General features: G+C 69.3%; 14 protein-coding genes and 4 pseudogenes. 12 read left to right on the top strand and 6 right to left on the bottom strand.

Annotated elements, in window-relative coordinates; genetic code table 11:
• Positions 1-917: 917 nt before the first annotated feature.
• The 6 genes and pseudogenes from ABT063_RS31020 (at position 918) to ABT063_RS30995 (ending at position 5,521) form a co-directional block, all read left to right on the top strand.
• The gene (locus tag ABT063_RS31020) at positions 918-1,208 is read left to right on the top strand and encodes a DUF3040 domain-containing protein (RefSeq protein ID WP_351062876.1); all 291 of its coding nucleotides are present in this window, start codon (positions 918-920) and stop codon (positions 1,206-1,208) included.
• A gap of 45 nt (positions 1,209-1,253) precedes the next feature.
• Positions 1,254-2,783 carry a potassium/proton antiporter gene (locus ABT063_RS31015; RefSeq protein WP_351062875.1) on the top strand — a complete coding sequence of 510 codons (1,530 nt, stop codon included), beginning with the start codon at positions 1,254-1,256 and terminating at the stop codon, positions 2,781-2,783.
• A gap of 386 nt (positions 2,784-3,169) precedes the next feature.
• Entirely contained in the window at positions 3,170-3,607 is a 438-nt protein-coding gene (locus ABT063_RS31010; protein ID WP_351062873.1) for an NfeD family protein, read from the top strand.
• A gap of 27 nt (positions 3,608-3,634) precedes the next feature.
• Positions 3,635-4,732: an SPFH domain-containing protein gene (locus tag ABT063_RS31005; protein WP_351062871.1), complete on the top strand. Its 1,098-nt coding sequence runs from the start codon at positions 3,635-3,637 to the stop codon at positions 4,730-4,732.
• Between the two features lie 64 nt (positions 4,733-4,796).
• Positions 4,797-4,889 (top strand): annotated as a pseudogene (locus ABT063_RS31000) (PucR family transcriptional regulator); the annotation flags it as partial.
• A gap of 173 nt (positions 4,890-5,062) precedes the next feature.
• Positions 5,063-5,521: a CBS domain-containing protein gene (locus ABT063_RS30995; RefSeq protein WP_351062870.1), complete on the top strand. Its 459-nt coding sequence runs from the start codon at positions 5,063-5,065 to the stop codon at positions 5,519-5,521.
• Between the two features lie 278 nt (positions 5,522-5,799).
• Here the strand turns inward: ABT063_RS30995 and ABT063_RS30990 are convergent, their stop codons facing one another.
• Together ABT063_RS30990 and trpA are read right to left on the bottom strand one after the other, a co-directional pair.
• Positions 5,800-6,240, bottom strand: coding sequence for a hypothetical protein (locus ABT063_RS30990; RefSeq protein ID WP_351062868.1), 441 nt, complete (start codon positions 6,238-6,240; stop codon positions 5,800-5,802).
• A 689-nt stretch (positions 6,241-6,929) separates the two neighbouring features.
• Entirely contained in the window at positions 6,930-7,769 is an 840-nt protein-coding gene (trpA, locus tag ABT063_RS30985; protein WP_351062866.1) for a tryptophan synthase subunit alpha, read from the bottom strand.
• Positions 7,770-7,813: 44 nt separating this feature from the next.
• Between trpA and ABT063_RS30980 the strand changes: the two genes are divergently transcribed.
• From ABT063_RS30980 to ABT063_RS30960, 5 genes and pseudogenes are all read left to right on the top strand, one after another.
• The gene (locus tag ABT063_RS30980; RefSeq protein WP_351062864.1) at positions 7,814-7,942 is read left to right on the top strand and encodes a 4-hydroxy-2-oxovalerate aldolase family protein; all 129 of its coding nucleotides are present in this window, start codon (positions 7,814-7,816) and stop codon (positions 7,940-7,942) included.
• The gene (locus tag ABT063_RS30975) at positions 7,939-8,949 is read left to right on the top strand and encodes a beta-ketoacyl-ACP synthase III (protein WP_351062862.1); all 1,011 of its coding nucleotides are present in this window, start codon (positions 7,939-7,941) and stop codon (positions 8,947-8,949) included. The genes ABT063_RS30980 and ABT063_RS30975 overlap by 4 nt, the downstream gene beginning before the upstream one ends.
• Positions 8,950-8,987: 38 nt before the next feature.
• Positions 8,988-9,080, top strand: a pseudogene (locus ABT063_RS30970) (phosphopantetheine-binding protein); the annotation flags it as partial.
• Between the two features lie 100 nt (positions 9,081-9,180).
• Complete coding sequence (locus tag ABT063_RS30965; protein WP_351062861.1) at positions 9,181-10,038, top strand: HpcH/HpaI aldolase/citrate lyase family protein; 858 nt, start codon at positions 9,181-9,183, stop codon at positions 10,036-10,038.
• Positions 10,039-10,066: 28 nt separating this feature from the next.
• Positions 10,067-10,513, top strand: a pseudogene (locus ABT063_RS30960) (MaoC family dehydratase); the annotation flags it as partial.
• Positions 10,514-10,570: 57 nt separating this feature from the next.
• Here the strand turns inward: ABT063_RS30960 and ABT063_RS30955 are convergent.
• From ABT063_RS30955 to ABT063_RS30935, 4 genes and pseudogenes are all read right to left on the bottom strand, one after another.
• Entirely contained in the window at positions 10,571-11,074 is a 504-nt protein-coding gene (locus tag ABT063_RS30955; protein WP_073492597.1) for a GNAT family N-acetyltransferase, read from the bottom strand.
• Between the two features lie 201 nt (positions 11,075-11,275).
• Positions 11,276-12,329 (bottom strand): annotated as a pseudogene (locus ABT063_RS30950) (IS30 family transposase); the annotation flags it as partial.
• Between the two features lie 244 nt (positions 12,330-12,573).
• Positions 12,574-15,189: a fibronectin type III domain-containing protein gene (locus ABT063_RS30940; RefSeq protein WP_351062858.1), complete on the bottom strand. Its 2,616-nt coding sequence runs from the start codon at positions 15,187-15,189 to the stop codon at positions 12,574-12,576.
• 123 nt (positions 15,190-15,312) lie between these two features.
• Entirely contained in the window at positions 15,313-15,519 is a 207-nt protein-coding gene (locus tag ABT063_RS30935) for a hypothetical protein (RefSeq protein WP_351062857.1), read from the bottom strand.
• Positions 15,520-15,655: 136 nt separating this feature from the next.
• Between ABT063_RS30935 and ABT063_RS30930 the strand changes: the two genes are divergently transcribed.
• A partial coding sequence (locus ABT063_RS30930) for a transposase (protein WP_351063042.1) occupies positions 15,656-15,907 on the top strand: 252 nt, incomplete at its 3' end.

Below are 15,907 nucleotides of genomic sequence, written 5' to 3'. Positions count from 1 at the left end.
AGTGGACGGCGGGCCGGCCGGTCACTGAAGGCTGCCTGCGCCCAAGGCGCTCTGCTCCAGAGTCTGCGCCGGGCAGGGCGAACGTCCATCGGGTCTGGCACCCATTTCCGCGTCCCCTCTACAGCTCTGGCCCGCGCGCAATTGGGTGTCGGACCCGATGGCGGCCGCCGCCTGTGGCGAGTGAGGGTGGAGCCAATCCCCGCTGTCGGCCCACTGACCGTCGTGCGGAGGCGACCGCTTGCGGCGTCGGCAGACGCGAGCCCAGCTTTCGACAGCCCTCCTCTTGGCTGGGCGGGAAAAGCCGCAGGTCGTTCGGATCACGAGAGGAGCCCGGCACCGATGTACGCAGCGCCACAGCCAACAGGTCACACCGAGTCGGTTTCCGGTCCGGCCCTGCTGGTGCTGCGGTTGCGTCGCACGGCGGCTGGATGGGTGCGCCGTATGGCGGGCGTCAGCACGGCCGGAACAGGCAGGCCGGGCGTGGGGGAGGAATGGCCGTGAGCGTTACGGCATGGTCGACGGCAACCGTCACAGTGGGCCCTTCGGCGCCACCGGCTGCCCGATCGGCGGTGGTCGGCTCACCCGGAAGGGAAGACCAGAGCCCGCGTGCGTCCCGCGGCGGGCGCTCGCACACTCGGCGCGGTTCCGGCTGGCAACCCCACAAGGGTCGGCGCCTCCGCCGACCGGAATCGTCGCCCTCCGTGTCGCCGATCGCTCCGCTGCCAGGTCTCGTTCCGGCACCTCACCGTCTACGGCCTGATCGTCACCGCCCTCACCATCGCCGTGTCGGCCGCGTATGTACGGCTGCACTCCCCCTCCTGGTGTGATCGTGATGCCCCGACCTCCCAAGGAGAGCAGATGGCTCGCACCGTCGACCGCGACGCCTGCCCGCAGCCCCGTGCCCGGAGGTGGGCATCATGCCCGGACCCGATGACAGGCGGCTCACTGAGATCGAGGCCCTCCTCGACCGCGAGGATCCCCGGTTCGCCCGCGCTCTTGGGGCCTGCCGCCCCTGCCCGCCGCGTGAGTACCGGCACGCAAGGGCCTGGCTGCTCCTCTCCGTCGCCATGGCCGTGCTGGCCACTGGCCTCGCCCTGGCCCACGGGCTGCTCATCGCCACCGGCCTGGTCCTGGCCGGTATGGCCGCAGAGCTGTTCGACCCCGAGCGTGACGCGCGCAGACACCGCACCTCTCCGCCCTGGTCCTGACCTCGGCGACCGTCCAGCGGCTGCGGCTGGCACGAGGACCCGTCGATGACCCTGTCCGAGCTGTACCTGACGCTGCTGATCGGCGGCGCCGTACTGCTGGCCAGCATCGCCGCCGCCCGCGCGGCTCACCGCATCGGCCTGCCCAGCCTGCTGCTGTTCCTCGCGGTCGGCGTCATCGCCGGCGAGGACGGGCTCGGCCTGGAGTTCGACGACGCCCAGCTCGCCCAGGCCATGGGCACCGCAGCCCTGGCCGTCATCCTCGTCGAAGGCGGCCTGACCACCCAGTGGAGCGACGTCCGACGCCTCCTGGCCCCGGCCGGGGTGCTCGCCACGGCAGGCGTGGCCGTCTCCGTCGTGGTGACCGCCGCCGGCGCGCACTGGCTCCTGGGCATCGAGTGGCACCTGGCCCTGCTGCTCGGTGCGATCGTCTCCTCCACCGACGCCGCCGCCGTCTTCGCCGTCCTGCGCGCGCTGCCGCTGCCGCAGAAGGTGACCGGGCTGCTGGAGGCCGAGTCCGGCTTCAACGACGCCCCGACCATCATCCTGGTCCTGGTCTTCTCCACCGCCACCACCGACCTGCCCGGGCCCGCTCCCCTCCTGGGCAACCTGCTCTACCAACTCACGGTCGGCGGCATGCTCGGTGTGCTGATCGGCCGCCTGGGCGCCGCGGCGCTGCGGCACATCGCGCTGCCTGCCACCGGCCTGTACCCGCTGGCCACGGTCGGTTTCGGCATCGTCGCCTTCGCCGCCGCCGGAGCGGTGAACGCCAGCGGCATCATCGCCGCCTACCTGTCGGGACTGGTGCTGGGCAACGCCAAACTGCCCCACCGCGCCGCCACCCGTTCATTCGCCGAGGGCGCCGGCTGGCTGGCGCAGATCGGCCTGTTCGTCATGCTCGGCCTGCTCGTCAATCCCAGCGAACTGCCCTCCGCGATCTTGCCGGCCCTCATCGTCGGCCTGGTCCTGCTGCTGGCCGCCCGCCCCGTCTCCGTTCTGGCCTGCCTGCTGCCGTTCCGTATCCCCTGGCGTGAGCAGGCGTTCATCTCCTGGGCCGGCCTGCGCGGCGCGGTCCCCATCGTGCTCGCCACCTTCCCCATCGTCGCCGGGGTCGCCGGCGCCCGCGACGTACTCAACATCGTGTTCGTCCTCGTGGTCCTGTTCACCCTCATCCAGGGCCCCACCCTGCCCGCCGTCGCCGGACGCCTGCGCTTGACCCGCCCCGGGGCGCTACGCGATGTCCAGGTCGAGACCGCCCCCCTCGACGTACTGGACGCCGACCTGCTCACTGTCACCATCCCACCGGGCTCACGGCTGCACGGCGTGGCCGTCTTCGAACTGCGGCTGCCGCCCCCGACCGTCGTCACCCTGATCGTCCGCGACGGCACCACCCTCGTCCCCGACCGCGACACCGTCCTGCGTGCAAGCGACGAGCTCCTACTCATCACCACCCCCCACACCCGGGAAGCCACGGAGCGTCGGCTGCGGGCCGTCGGCCGGCGCGGCAAACTAGCCCGCTGGCTCGGCGAACACGGCGCCCCCGAGTCCGAGCCCGCCACGTCGGCGCGGACCGAGTAACTCCTTGCACGCACAGCACTGAACGGACACTCGAACAGCTACCACGATCAACGCGCCTTTGCTGCCGATATGTACCTGCAGCGGCTGCGTGAGCTGGAGGGACTCATCGTCAGCGCCCAGGTGCCAGCCGGCAGTGGGTGTCGGGTACCAGCGGAAATGGGTGTTGGCCCCGATGGCGATGCCGCAAGGCCGCGTGTGACGGTGGAGTGGCATGGACCCTATCCGTCGGTCCCGCGGGAGGAGGAGCCATGACGCAGCCTGGCCCGCATGTAACCCCGCCGGTCAGGGCAAACGCTTCAACGATCAAGACCGCGGCTCCCGTGTCGGTTGCCCGGCGTTACCGAAGGTAGCTTCGTGGAGAAGGCCTCTGTAAGGAGGGCGATCTGATGCCGTGGTTCGTATGGCTGCTCACCGCCGGGGTGCTCGGTGCCGCTGAGTTCTTCACCCTGACACTGGTCTTCGGGTTGCTGGCGGGCGCCGCGCTGGTGGCCGCCGTGGTCGCCGGTGTGGGCATCGGCGTTCTCGGCCAGCTCGTCGCCTTCGGGGTAGCAGCGGCAGCGGGTCTCTTCCTCGTCCGTCCTGTCGCGCTGCGGCATATGGCACAGCAACCCCTCACCCGCGAGGGCAGTGATGCGCTGATCGGCAAACGGGCCGAGGTCAAGCAGGAGGTCACCGCAACCCACGGCCTGATCAAACTCTCCGGCGAGGAGTGGTCCGCCCGCGCCCTCGACGAGAGCCATGTGATCCCGGTGGGAGCGCTGGTGGAAGTCATGGAGATCGAAGGCGCCACGGCCATCGTCTACCCCCGCGAACTCCTTCCCTGAACGGCTGAACACAGCAACGGAGGCACTGTGGACCCCGTCGTCATCCCCATTCTTGTGGCGGCCATCATCGTCGTCTTCCTCGTGGCCTCCACCGTGCGGATCGTCCCGCAGGCGCGCCGCTACAACATCGAGCGGTTCGGCCGATATCGCCGGACGCTGCAACCCGGTCTGAACCTGGTGCTGCCGGTGGCGGACCGCGTCAACACCAAACTCGACGTGCGCGAGCAGGTCTACTCCTCCGATCCCCGGCCGGTGATCACCGAGGACAACCTCGTGGTGAACATCGACACCGTGCTCTACTACCAGATCACGGACCCGCGGGCGGCGGCCTACGAGGTCGCCGACTACCTCCAGGCGATCGATCAGCTCACCGTGACCACGCTGCGCAACGTCATCGGCAGCATGGACCTGGAGGAGACGCTCACCTCGCGTGAGGAGATCAACTCCCGGCTCCGCGCCGTCCTCGACGATGCCACCGGCAAGTGGGGCATCCGGGTCAACCGCGTCGAGATAAAGGCCATCGATCCACCGCACACCATCAAGGAAGCGATGGAGAAGCAGATGCGGGCCGAGCGTGACAAGCGCGCGGCCATCCTGCACGCCGAAGGGGAGCGGCAAGCCAAGATCCTTACCGCGGAGGGCACGAAGCAGAAGGACATCCTGGAGGCACAGGGCACGCAACAGGCCATGATCCTGCGGGCGGACGGCGAGGCGAAGGCGGTGGAGCGTGTCTTCCAGGCCGTCCATCGCAACAATGCCGATCCGAAGGTCCTTGCCTACAAGTACCTGGAGACGCTCCCACACCTGGCGAGCAGCGACAGCAACACGTTCTGGGTGATCCCGGGAGAGCTGACCGAGGCAGTTCGGACCGTCACCAGTGCCTTCGGTGACCAGTCGACGGCGGGTCCCCCCGCAGCCAAGCAACCCGAGAAAGCAGCCGACGACACGTCCCACGAAAGCCGGGTTCCAGAGCTCGATGCAGGCTCGGCGGTTTCGCTCGACGCCGGGGCGGCTGCTGACGAGGCCGCGAAGCAGGCCGCCGCCGCGGTGAGCGACGCCAAGGCGGAGGCTGCGGCCGCGATGTCGCCCAAGGTGCCGCGCCGGGGGCAGACGTCCGGCGACTGAGCCCACCCTCGGGCTCTCGCCAGGGACCGCTGTGACGCCACTGAGTGGCGGCGACGCCCTGGCCGGCACCGGCCCCATCGACCCGAGCCACCCCTATACCCTGCAGACTGCGGTCATCGGCGCCCGGTTGCTCGACTGGCCGACCATACCCCTGTAATCAGGCACGCCCACTGAGGGCAGTCCCCTCATCGGGAACGCATCCATGATAACGGCCGAAGATCTCTGCGTTGGCGCCGACCGGGTGAGCTCCTGGTGATGCGGCAGTTGTTGTCCGTACCGCCGTGTTCGCAGCTCTGCTCCCTTCGGCCGGCCGAGAAGAGGAGACCGCGCATGCGAGCACATGACCTGGCCGAGCCGTATCCGGCGGTCTCGGCTGACGACGATGCGGTGACGGCGGCCCGCTTGTTCGTGGAACGGCGACTCCCGGCTCTGCTGGTCCTCGATGCGGATCAGCGGCCCTACGCGATCGTGCCGGGATCGCAGCTGCTGCGCGTCGTCGTCCCGGACTACGCTCTGGAGGATTCCGCGCCGACCCTCGCCCTGCACGACACCGAGTTGGAGCGGCTTGGGGAGAAGCTGGAGGGACTCACCGTCGCGCAGTGGCTGCCCCGACACCGCACCCTGCCGACCGTTGTGGGGCCCGATACGGGTGTCGCGCAGGTGGCCGCGTTGATGGTCCGTACGCACACGCCGCTGGTGGTGGTGGTCGAGAGCGACGGCCAGGAAACGCGGACGGTGGGAGCGATCACGGCGGCCCGGCTGATGGAACACTTCCTCACGCAGGAATGAGGCGGCCCTTATTCATTCGCCCTGGCTGCGCCGCCTGACCGCAGGAACTGGACGAATGCCCAGATGGCACCGAGGAAGATGATCAGTGCACCGGCAGACTCGATCAGCCGCACCAGCAGGCCGATCACTTCACGCAGTGTCGACTCTGGCAGCACTTGCACCGTCGTGTGGGGGCCGGTACCCCTTGATCTCATCGAGGATGCTCGGCCTCCTCCAAGCAGCCGACGCGTGCTTTGATCATCCGCGCTGGCGCCGACCGGAAGCGAGGAGGGCTCCGCTCAGCTGGCGGCCAGCTCGGCTGTGACGCAGCCGCGCCGCGCGCTGTCCCACTCCTGCAAGGCCTCGCGCAGCGTCGCGGCGACGTCGGGCAGGGTGTCCTTGCGGTCGGCGAGCCAGCGCAGGTACGACTCCGCTCCCTGGAGCAGACCGGAATGGGGATGGCGGATCACCAGGGCCCGGTGGGTGCCGCGCTCCAGCAAGTGGCCGAAGAAGTCGACGTCCACGACGTCCTCGGGTGCGGCGATGTGCCCGTCGACGAAAGCGCCCGTGGTCGTGGTGCAGCTCTTCCAGCCGTAGGTGACGACGCACCGTTCGCAGGCGAGCGTGCCGTGCATGTCGGGGTAGCGCCGCTGCCATTCTCCATCGAGGGCGATGACGTCCCCGGCGAGCGAGATGTTGTTGCGGCATAGGCAGCACCTGATGCGGAACGCGACGGACAAAGCGGGCTCCCATTCCACAGCGGCATGACGGGCTCAGCCTGGCATCCGCTCGTGGGCCGGTGGGGGAGCCATGCCGTGTTGAGGTCACCCCGCCGTCCGGGCGCCGGGTGGGCTACCAGCTGCGCCGACGGCGTCCAACGCCGGTCGCCGTACTCCTGCCCCATCCCAGTGCGGAGGCGGTGTTCCGCGCGGAAGGGCCGGGCTGCCAGACCAGGGGCCCGGCCACTCACCACGCCGTGGCTGTTGGTGGGCCCGGAGCGTCCATGCAGTGCTCTGTGCAGGCCGGGCCATGATGAGGCATGACGTGCGACGGTCAGCAGTGGCGGGAGACCACGATCGCCGGCCTACAGGTCCGCAACACCGGAGTCCCTGGCGACATCGCGGGCATGCGGTTGCTGGGCTGGCCGGGCGTCGTTCCCCTTACGGTGATCCGAGCCCTGGGGCTCACGCCCGCCGACGAGCCGAGAGCCCGGCGCGACTCTGCGACCGCTGCGCGGCCCGGCCGCGCCCGGACTTGATCACGACGAGGACGGAGACGGAGGAGGACTAACCCAGGCCCGACGTCCCGGCCGCCCCCACTAACAACACCCTCTTCTCCTGGTCACGGCGCTGACTCTGCCGAGACAACTCGAAGATCATGCTTGCGACAGTTCCGGTCTTCCAACTGCCTGCTGTAGCTCGCCCACGGGTTACCCCACCCAGGCCTGATTCATCGAGGTAGCGAACCGCTCCACGACCGGGATCGCTCGATCAAGCCCTCCGTTGGTGAGCGCACGCACCAGCGGTGAGCCGATCACCACCCCGGCGACACCGCACCGCCGGACGGCAGATGCGGCCAGCTCAGGGATGGAGATGCCGATGCCGGTGAGGACCGGAGTCGTCAGCGCGACGCGCCGAGCCACTCCGACGAACGTGGCCAGACTCTCAAGATCAACCCCAGCCGAGTAGCCCGTCCGCTGCCCTGCCGCCGCAGGAGCGTAGATAAAGCCTGTCGCGGACCGGCACATGGCGCCCAGCTCGCCGAGCGAAACGCCACGACTGGCCAAGAGGGGTGCGATGATTCCGGCCTCAACAGCTGCCCTCGCCCAGGCTGGCGCGTATGCGGGCGGCACGTCCGGAACGAGGCATCCGGCAGCCCCCACCGAAGCGAGTTCCTGAGCCATCCGCTTCGCCCCATAAGCCAGAACCGTCGCCCAATACATCATCGTGATTACGGGTCTGTCCGACAGGGTGGATACCTGCCGCACCGTCTCCAGCGTGGTACTCACACCATCGCCACCACGAAGCGCGCGGCGATGCGCTGCGGCAATAACGGGGCCGTCGCGCCACGGCTCCACGGCCGGGGCGCCCACCTCCAGCACCGTCGCGCCGCTCTGCGCGAAGGCGACGAACGTCTCGACACCACTACGCAGATCTGGATAGCCGGCCACCGAGAACGCGCCGAGCGTGGGCTGCGCACGCTCCAAATCCGCTCGCAGTGCGATGCTTTGGTGGTTCACCGCGTCACGTACATGTACGTCATACGTCATCGCAGGTCACCCGCGATCCGGACAGTACGGCGTTCGGAAAAGGCATGGAGATCGCCGAACGCGAGCAAGTGGACCCGGTGGACCTGTTCTTCGCGCTCGGCGAGCGCCGGGTCGTCGCCGGCCAGGAGGACCTGATCCTCGAAGTCGCCCGGACGCTCAAGGAGAGGGCATGACCAGTCCCCAGGCTGGCCGCGCCGCCGTCTTATGCGGCCTCGGAGCGACTCTTCCCCCTCGGGCCGAGTCGAACGCCGAACTGTGCACGGTGCTGGACACGAGCGACGAGTGGATCCGCACACGCACCGGCATCACCCACCGGCGCATCGCCGATGCCGGGGTGTCCACCGAGGACCTGGCCACGGACGCAGCCACGCAGGCACTGGCGTCCTTCGGCCCGCACCCGGTGCAGGCCCTCGTACTCGCCACCACCACGCCGGACCACCAGATGCCCGCCACCGCACCGGCCGTCGCTGCCCGCCTCGGCCTCGCGGGCATCGCCGCCTTCGACGTCGCCGCCGTGTGCACCGGGTTCCTGTACGCACTGGCCGCCGCGGCCGGCCTCATCGCCTCCCACACCGCGGACGCCGTCCTGGTCATCGGCGCGGACCGTATGTCTGTTCTCCCTGCCCCCGGCGACCGAACCACTCGGCCTCTGTTCGCGGACGGAGCCGGCGCCGTGGTGCTGCGCCGCGGATCTGCAACGGAAGCAGGGGCCCTCGGGCCGGTCGTGCTCGGCAGCGACGGCACACACGGCGATCTCCTTGTGGTCCCGCACGGCGGCCACATGCGGATGCAGGGCCCGGAACTCTTCCGGCACGCGGTCGACCGGATGTGCTGCGCATCCACCCACGCCGTGCAGCGAGCAGGCTGGCGCATAGAGGACGTCGACCGGCTCGTCCCGCACCAGGCCAACGCCCGCATCACCTCCGCAGTCGGCCGACGGCTCGGCATCGGCCCGGACCGGCAGGTCCAGAACATCGAGCACATCGGCAACACCAGCGCCGCGTCCATCCCGCTGGCCCTGGCCCAGGCGTCAGCGCAAGGAGCCCTCCAGCCGGGGCACCGCGCCGTCCTGACCGCGTTCGGAGCCGGCCTGACGTGGGGCGCCACCACGCTGATCTGGCCCGACCTCAAGCCGGCCGACCACAACCCGCTTTACGACACCCCAAGGGAGCGCCCGTGATCAGCGAACTCGAACGCATTCTCGTCGACGACCTGCACATGGACCAGGCGGAACTGCGCCCGGACGCCAGCCTGGAGGACGCCGGGCTCGACTCGCTCGCGCTCGCGGAGCTCGCCGAGCTCCTGTCCGAGCGGCTGGGCGTGCAGCTCAGCGACGACGTGCTGAAGAAGACCGCCACCGTCGAAGCCCTTGGCTGTTGGTCGAGACCACGCTGCGGGCTGGTGAGCGGCGATGAGCCGGCGTGCGAAGCGGCCGGTCAGGTCCTGGCTCATCACGCCGGCACTGGCTGCCGACCGGTTCGGCAAGGCCCGGGCCTCCGGCGCCGACGTCGCCCTGGTGGACCTCGAAGACTCCGTCGCCCCGGCGCACAAGGCCGCGGCCAGGAGGGCAGCACAGCATTTCTTCCTCCCCGAGACGGCTCCAGCAACCGCCCCGATGCTGGGTCTGCGCCTGAACTCACCGCTGACCGCCGAGGGAGTACGCGACCTCGCGGCCATCGCCGACTATCCGGCCCGGCCGCCCCTCGTGCTCGTCCCCAAGACGGAGACGGCACGCGACATCGAGATGGTTGCGGGTGTGCTGGACACCGGCGGCAACACCCCCGAGATCTACGCACTGATCGAGACCCCGCGAGGCGTCGGGCAACTGCCCTCGATCCTGCGCGCCGCCCGCCTCGGCGGCCTGCTGTTCGGGGCGGCGGACTACGCCGCCCTCGTCGGCTGCGGACTCGGCTGGGAGGCACTGTTGTATGCGCGGTCTGCCGTGGCCAACAGCGCCGGCGCGGCTGGCATCCCGGCGATCGACAGCCCGTACTTCGACCTGCACGACCTCGACGGGCTGAAGCGGGAGACCGAGCGCGCCAAGGAACTCGGCTTCCTGGGCAAGGGCGCCGTCCACCCCGCGCACCTTCCCGTCATCACCAGCGTGTTCACCCCGTCCGAGGACGAGATCGCCGCGGCACACGCCATCGTTGCCGCCGACCAGGAGGCCCAGACGGCCGTCACGACCGTCGGCAGCCAGATGGTCGGCCCGCCCTTCGTCGCCGCTGCGCGGGACCTCGCCGCCCGGGCGGACACCGCATCCCACTGATTTTCCCTGTAGCTGAAGGAGTCTTCCCATGAGCAGCGCAGTCCCGCGGGGCTACCGGCGGATCGATGACCACAGGGTGCGGGAGAACGTCGGAGCCGGTCTCGACGACTTCGTCGTCGGCCAGGTCATCGAGCACCGGCCCGGACGGACGGTGACCGAGACCGACCATGTCATGACGCTGGCCTTGACCGGCAACCCAGCGCCGATCCACTCCGATGTCCGCTTCTGCGGGAAGCTCGGACGGGACCGGGTCCTGGTCTGCGGCATGGTCACGCTTGGGATTGTCCTGGGCGCGAGCATCCGCAGTACCAGCGGTCTCACCACCGCCAACCTCGGACTGGATGAACTCCGGCTCGAACACCCTGTCTTCGTCGGCGACACCCTCTACGCGGAGACGGAGATCCTTAAGGCCCGGCAGTCCCAGAGTCGGCCCGAGCACGGCGTCATCACCTGCAAGATCAGCGGCTTCAACTCACCCAATCGAGACTCCCGTTCGATCGACAGCCTTCGAGATCGTACGTGCAACAACCACTTACGTGTCGGGATGCTCCGGCAGGGCGAGCCAGTCCGACCAGGAGATCTCGCGGCCGAGGAAGCGCGGCTGCTCGAACGGCCAGTCGGCAGCGATCCACTGCGGCACCAGCGCATCGAGGGCCTGCTCGACCTTGCTGCCCACCAGCTCGTCCACCACCCACCAGGAGATCTCGCCGTCCGCGCCGGCCCTCTCCGGTGGGTCGATGTAGACACAGCCGAGCAGAGCTGTCTCCGCCGCGTCGAACAGCGCGTAGTTGAAGGACTGGTGTGCGGCGATCTCCTTCTCGTGCCGCAACAGGTCGGCCTGGTCGGCCTCGTAGGTCATGGTGGCCGCGGGCCAGCCCCAGGCCGGGCCGAAGATGGTCCACAGCCGCTCACGCGAACCCATCACAGCCGGATAGTCGAGCGGGGTGTCCGCCTCCCGGATCGGCCGCAGGTGATGACCACCGCCCGGCAGCGGTACCAGGACGGGGTGGACGAAGTCATCGGGAAGCCAGCTCATGGCGCCCGACCGTAACAGCGCGCGGCCGTCCGCTCCCCTGGATTTTCCCCGCATACCGCCAGGCCCTGCTCTCATGCTGGGCAGGAGCCGCGATCACCCGATCGAGACTCCCGTTCGATCGACAGACTCCATGATCGATATGGCAACGGCTTCTAAGATCGTCGCAACACTCAGAGTGTTGCGACGATCCCTAGAATCCGCCGTGTTCTCGTTCGAGCCGCGCTGCCATGGGCTGGCCGGGTCGCAGAAGTAGACCGGGATGTCCGTGGCGATCGTGAACTCGCGGTGGCGGCCCATTTCGCTGCCCTGGTCCCAGGTCAGGGACCGCTTCAGGTGGGTTGGCAGGTGCTGGACGGTCTCCACCAGGGCGTCGCGGACCAGTTCGGTGCCCCGGCCGTTGGGCAGGTGCAGGAGCATCACGTAGCGGGTGGCGCGTTCGACGAGCGTGCCGATCGCGGAGGCTCCGTCCTTGCCGATGATCAGGTCGCCCTCCCAATGACCTGGAACGGCGCGGTCGGCGGCCTCTGCGGGCCGTTCGCTGATCATGACCATCGGGTCGCGGAAGCGGGGCTGGCGCTGCTGGGCCTGGCGGCGGGGCTTGCGCCGGACGCGGCCGGTACGCAGTGCCTTGGCGAGGTCGCGGCGCAGTTCACCCCGGCCCTGGACGTAGAGGGCCTGGTAGACGGTCTCGTGGACCACGTGCATCTCCGGCCGGTCGGGAAACTGGGCGCGCAGGGCCTGGCAGATCTGCTCAGGGCTCCACCGTAGGTCCAGGCGGTCCTGGATGAAGGCGCGCAGTCCGGGGACCTGCTTGATCTTCCCGGCCTTCGGCCGCGGTCGACGGGCATCGGCGCGGGCCTGGGCGGCGAAGGGCCGGTACTGGCCGTTGGTGGGGTGCCGGTTACGGCGGATCTCCCGGCTGATGGTCGATGGGCTCCTGTTCAGTTCCCCTATCGCACGGACCGTGGCCTTCTCCCGGAACCGGTCGGCGATGTAAATCCGTTCATCCTCGCGCAGGTACCTGGACGTGCCAGAAGGCGGCACCGCCCGGCCGAACCGGGCATGCCGCCTTCTGCTTGCGGTCGGCGCGGCGGCCGTTACGCCACCGGCGGCCCGTCTTGGCGTTGATGCCGACGATCCGGCACGCCTGGTTGTTGCTCAGGCCCTGCTGCATGAGCAGGAAGTATGTCTCCCGCTCACGCAGTAGCTTCTTCCGCCCCTGAGCCGTCCGGATCTCCCGGATCTCGAACTCCATCGCATCCCCTGAAGTGGGGTGTTGCGACGACCACTAGAACGGAAGCTGGCCTGGGAGTCCGGGGCCTTTGCCCTGCTCGACGTCGTGCCCCCGACAGGAGTCAAACCTGCGACACCCGCTCTTACAAGCAGGATGTCGGCGGTTCGAAACCGTCCGCGCCCACCGGTATGAAGCAGCAGGTCAGAAGCCTGCTGGGGGGACTGCGGGATCGCAGCTGGGCACAGTCCCCCCATCCGGTTCGGGGCTACCCGATCATCGAGATCTCGCTCGGGGCAGGAGGCTCCTCCGGATCCCCCGGTGGCGGGGGCTCACCCGGTTCACCGGGTTCACCCGGTTCCCCCGGGGGCGGAGGCTCACCCGGTTCTCCCGGGGGCGGAGGTTCTTCCCAGCCGGGCGGGCGCGGTGCGACCACGCAGTTGGAACGGCCTGATTCCGCTGACCCGTTGAGGGCTGTGACGCAGAACTCGTAGTTCCATGTGCCGGGGAACAGGAAGGCGACGTAGTGGCTGGTGCCTTCGATGGCCTGGTCCGGGTCCGCCTTGAGCTCGCTCCCGTCGTTGATGTTGCGCATCCAGACCCGGTAACCGGCCGCCTGGCTCGAACCGTCCCAGGTCAGCTCGACGGTGGTGGCGTCGGTGGACGTGACCTTCAGGTTGGTCGGTGCCGCGGGTGTTCCGGCGCCGATGGTGACCGGGCGGGCGACGTCGGGGAAGCCGCCGCCGGCGGCGTTCCAGGTCGCCACCGCGACCATGTAGCGGTGGCCGGGCGTCAGCCCGTCGATGTGCGCCGAGTTGCCCCTGATCCCCACCTTCTGAATGAACGCGCCGGGAACGTCCTTGTCCCAGGTGACGACCTCGTAGCGGTCGATCGTCCCGGTGAAGTCGCCGGTCGGCGGCGTCCACGAGACGTCGATGCCCGTGGCGGTGGCCCGGGTGACGATGTCGGTCGGCGCCGGGGCGGTCTGCGGGTCGGAGATCGCACCGACCACGGGGGACCAGTCGGAGGTCTGGTCACCGTTGTCGGTGCGGACCTGGTACTCCCACAGCCAGCCGCCCAGCGTCCACGTGGTGTCGTAACGGTTCGCCGACACGTCGTGCTCCATCCAGTCCGTGGCGCCCTTGACCCGGGCGCGGACGGTGTAGCCGTGAGCGCCGTAGACGCGGTCCCAGCTCACCTTGATGCCGGACGGGACGGCCTCGGCGGAGACGCCGGCCGGTACAGGGGTCGGCCGGGCCGGGAGCGACGCGGGGACGGTGCCGACGCCGGATCCGATGCCGTAGGCGGTGTGGAGGGTGCGCTCGAAGGCCTGGGCGATCTGGTACTCGCCGAGGGCGTTGGGGTGCAGACCGTCGTAGGCGGCCGGGCAACTGTCGAGCTCGCAGCTGTAGTTGCCGCGCCAGTCGACCAGCGCCACGGGGGAGGTGCGGGTGCTCCAGGCGGGGATCGCGTCCGCCAGCATCCGGTTGTAGGTGTCGGTCTTGACGGGCAGGTCCTCACGCCCCCCGATGAAGGTGCGCTGCGGAACGTTGGCCAGGGCGAACCTGACGTCGGGCTTGGCGGCGCGGGCCTCGTCGACCAGCGTCTTCATGCTGGCCAGGGTGCCTTCGGCACCACTGATGAACCAGCCCATGTCGTTGAACCCGAGCCCGACCAGCAGCAGATCGGGCTTGTGGAGCGCCACCTGCTCACGGATCAGGTTCTTGTCCTGGGCCGCCTGGCGGCCCCACACCGCGAAGTGGTCACTGTCGAAGGGCTGCGCCCCGGCGGCGTACCCGCCCGAGGTGCCGGGCTCGGTCTTCTCCGCGTCGGGAGCACCCTGCAGGGCCGGTGGGGCCGGCGCCTTCGCTTCTGCGGGGTTCTTGGTACCGGTGTACGGCCCGACGAAGTCGACGGTGACACCCTCGCTCCTGAACCATTCCCACAGGCGGTAACGCCAGGTCCAGTCGCCCTCGTCGCCCTGGGTCATCGAATCGCCCACGACCATGACCCGCAGCTGGTCGGGGAGGTCGGTTCCCCACTCCGGAACGTACTCCAAGGCCTTCTGGCGGACGGCGTCGGCGAAACGCACCAGGGTGGCGCCGGCCTCGGCCACCTTGTTTGCCACGCTGCCCAGCCACCCCTTCAACGACCGTGCCAGTGCCACCACCGCGTTGCCGATCCGCTCGATCAGGACGGGCAGATCCTTCTTCGACCACGGGCCCACGTACGCCTCCCAGGCGGCCGCCATGACGGCAGCGGAAAGGGCGATGAGGAGGGTTGTGGCCCACTCCTTCCCGTCCGCGAGGGTGCCGTCGAAGTGCTGCAGGATGACGCGGGTGGTGAAGGCACCGACGAACGCGCCGATCGACGCACAGACCACCGCCAGCGCAGGGTTGAAGCCGAGACACAGGGACCGCGAGACCATAGTGGCCGCGAGACCCGCCGCCGCCGCGACGACCTTCTGCCACCACGTGCTCTCAGTCCGCACCTCCGCCTCCGGGAGGGTGACGTCGATCCCCGTGGGCGTCGCGGTGATCGTGGCGTCGAAGTCGACCCAGCCTTCCGACCAGTTGTGCGGGACGTTCAAGTCGTGGGTTTCGATGTCCTGTTTGATCGTGTCGCTGAGGCGGGGGTTGCGTGCATCGGTCTCGGCGATCAGTTGCCGCAGGATGGCCTGGTCAAGACTGGTCCCCATGTCGAAGCTGAGGATCACGTCCCCGGCCGCGCTCTCGGAAACGCCCAGGGCGCGGGTGCCCGGCAGATTCGCCGGGGTCGCGGCGGCCTGGGCGGCAGCGGCCGGGACGGACGGCGGCTGCTTCACCGCCGCCTCGGCGGACACCCCTGTGCCGCAGATCAGCGCGGTGGCCACGACCACGGCCACGGTCGCCATCCACGAGGGACGGCCACGGCGGCGCGACAGCCAACGGCCCAGCCATCTGCGTGAGCCCGCAGGTCTTCGTAAAGCCACGTTCATATCTCCCTACCGAGGACAGTGCCGAGGAAACTAGACCGGCGCACGTGACGGAAGGTCAACAAACAACGGGAGAACAGCGGCCTGTTCCTCGCAGGTCTTGAACTGCTCGGCCTCGGGTTTGTCGTCGGCCGGCTCGGCCTGCTTGGCCAGTTCTCTATGAAGCCGTATCTCAACCGATCTTGGAACGTGCGGATCGAACGGAGTTCCTGGACGGTGATCTTCCGGCGGTACGCGCATGAAGGCAGAGCCTCCTGGTAGCTCGGGGGTGCGATCCCATTCCGAGCGGTTCCCGGAGGCCCTGTTGTCTTTGTTGTACGCGCCCGAGCCCGCCCGCTTCAACTCGCCCGCCGTGTCGTGCGATTGCCTCGCGCACGTGTACGGCAACGCGGCCGACCATCCGGACCGGGTGCGCCGGTATCCGTCGGACATGACGGACGCGGAGTGGGCGGCCGTCCGGCCGTTGCTGCCGGTGCCGGCCTGGCTTCAGGGGCGGGGTGGACGGCCCGAGGGCTACTGCCACCGGCAGCTGTTGGACGCGATCCGCTACCTGGTCGCGGGCGGGATCTCCTGGCGGGCGATGCCCGCGGACTTCCCCGCCTGGAGCCGGGTCTACGCCTTCTTCCGC

Source organism: Streptomyces sp. NPDC002838, assembly GCF_040295365.1.
Classification (GTDB): Bacteria; Actinomycetota; Actinomycetes; order Streptomycetales; family Streptomycetaceae; genus Streptomyces.
Note: the sequence above shows the minus strand (reverse complement) of the source record. Positions and strands in the feature narration are given on the sequence as shown.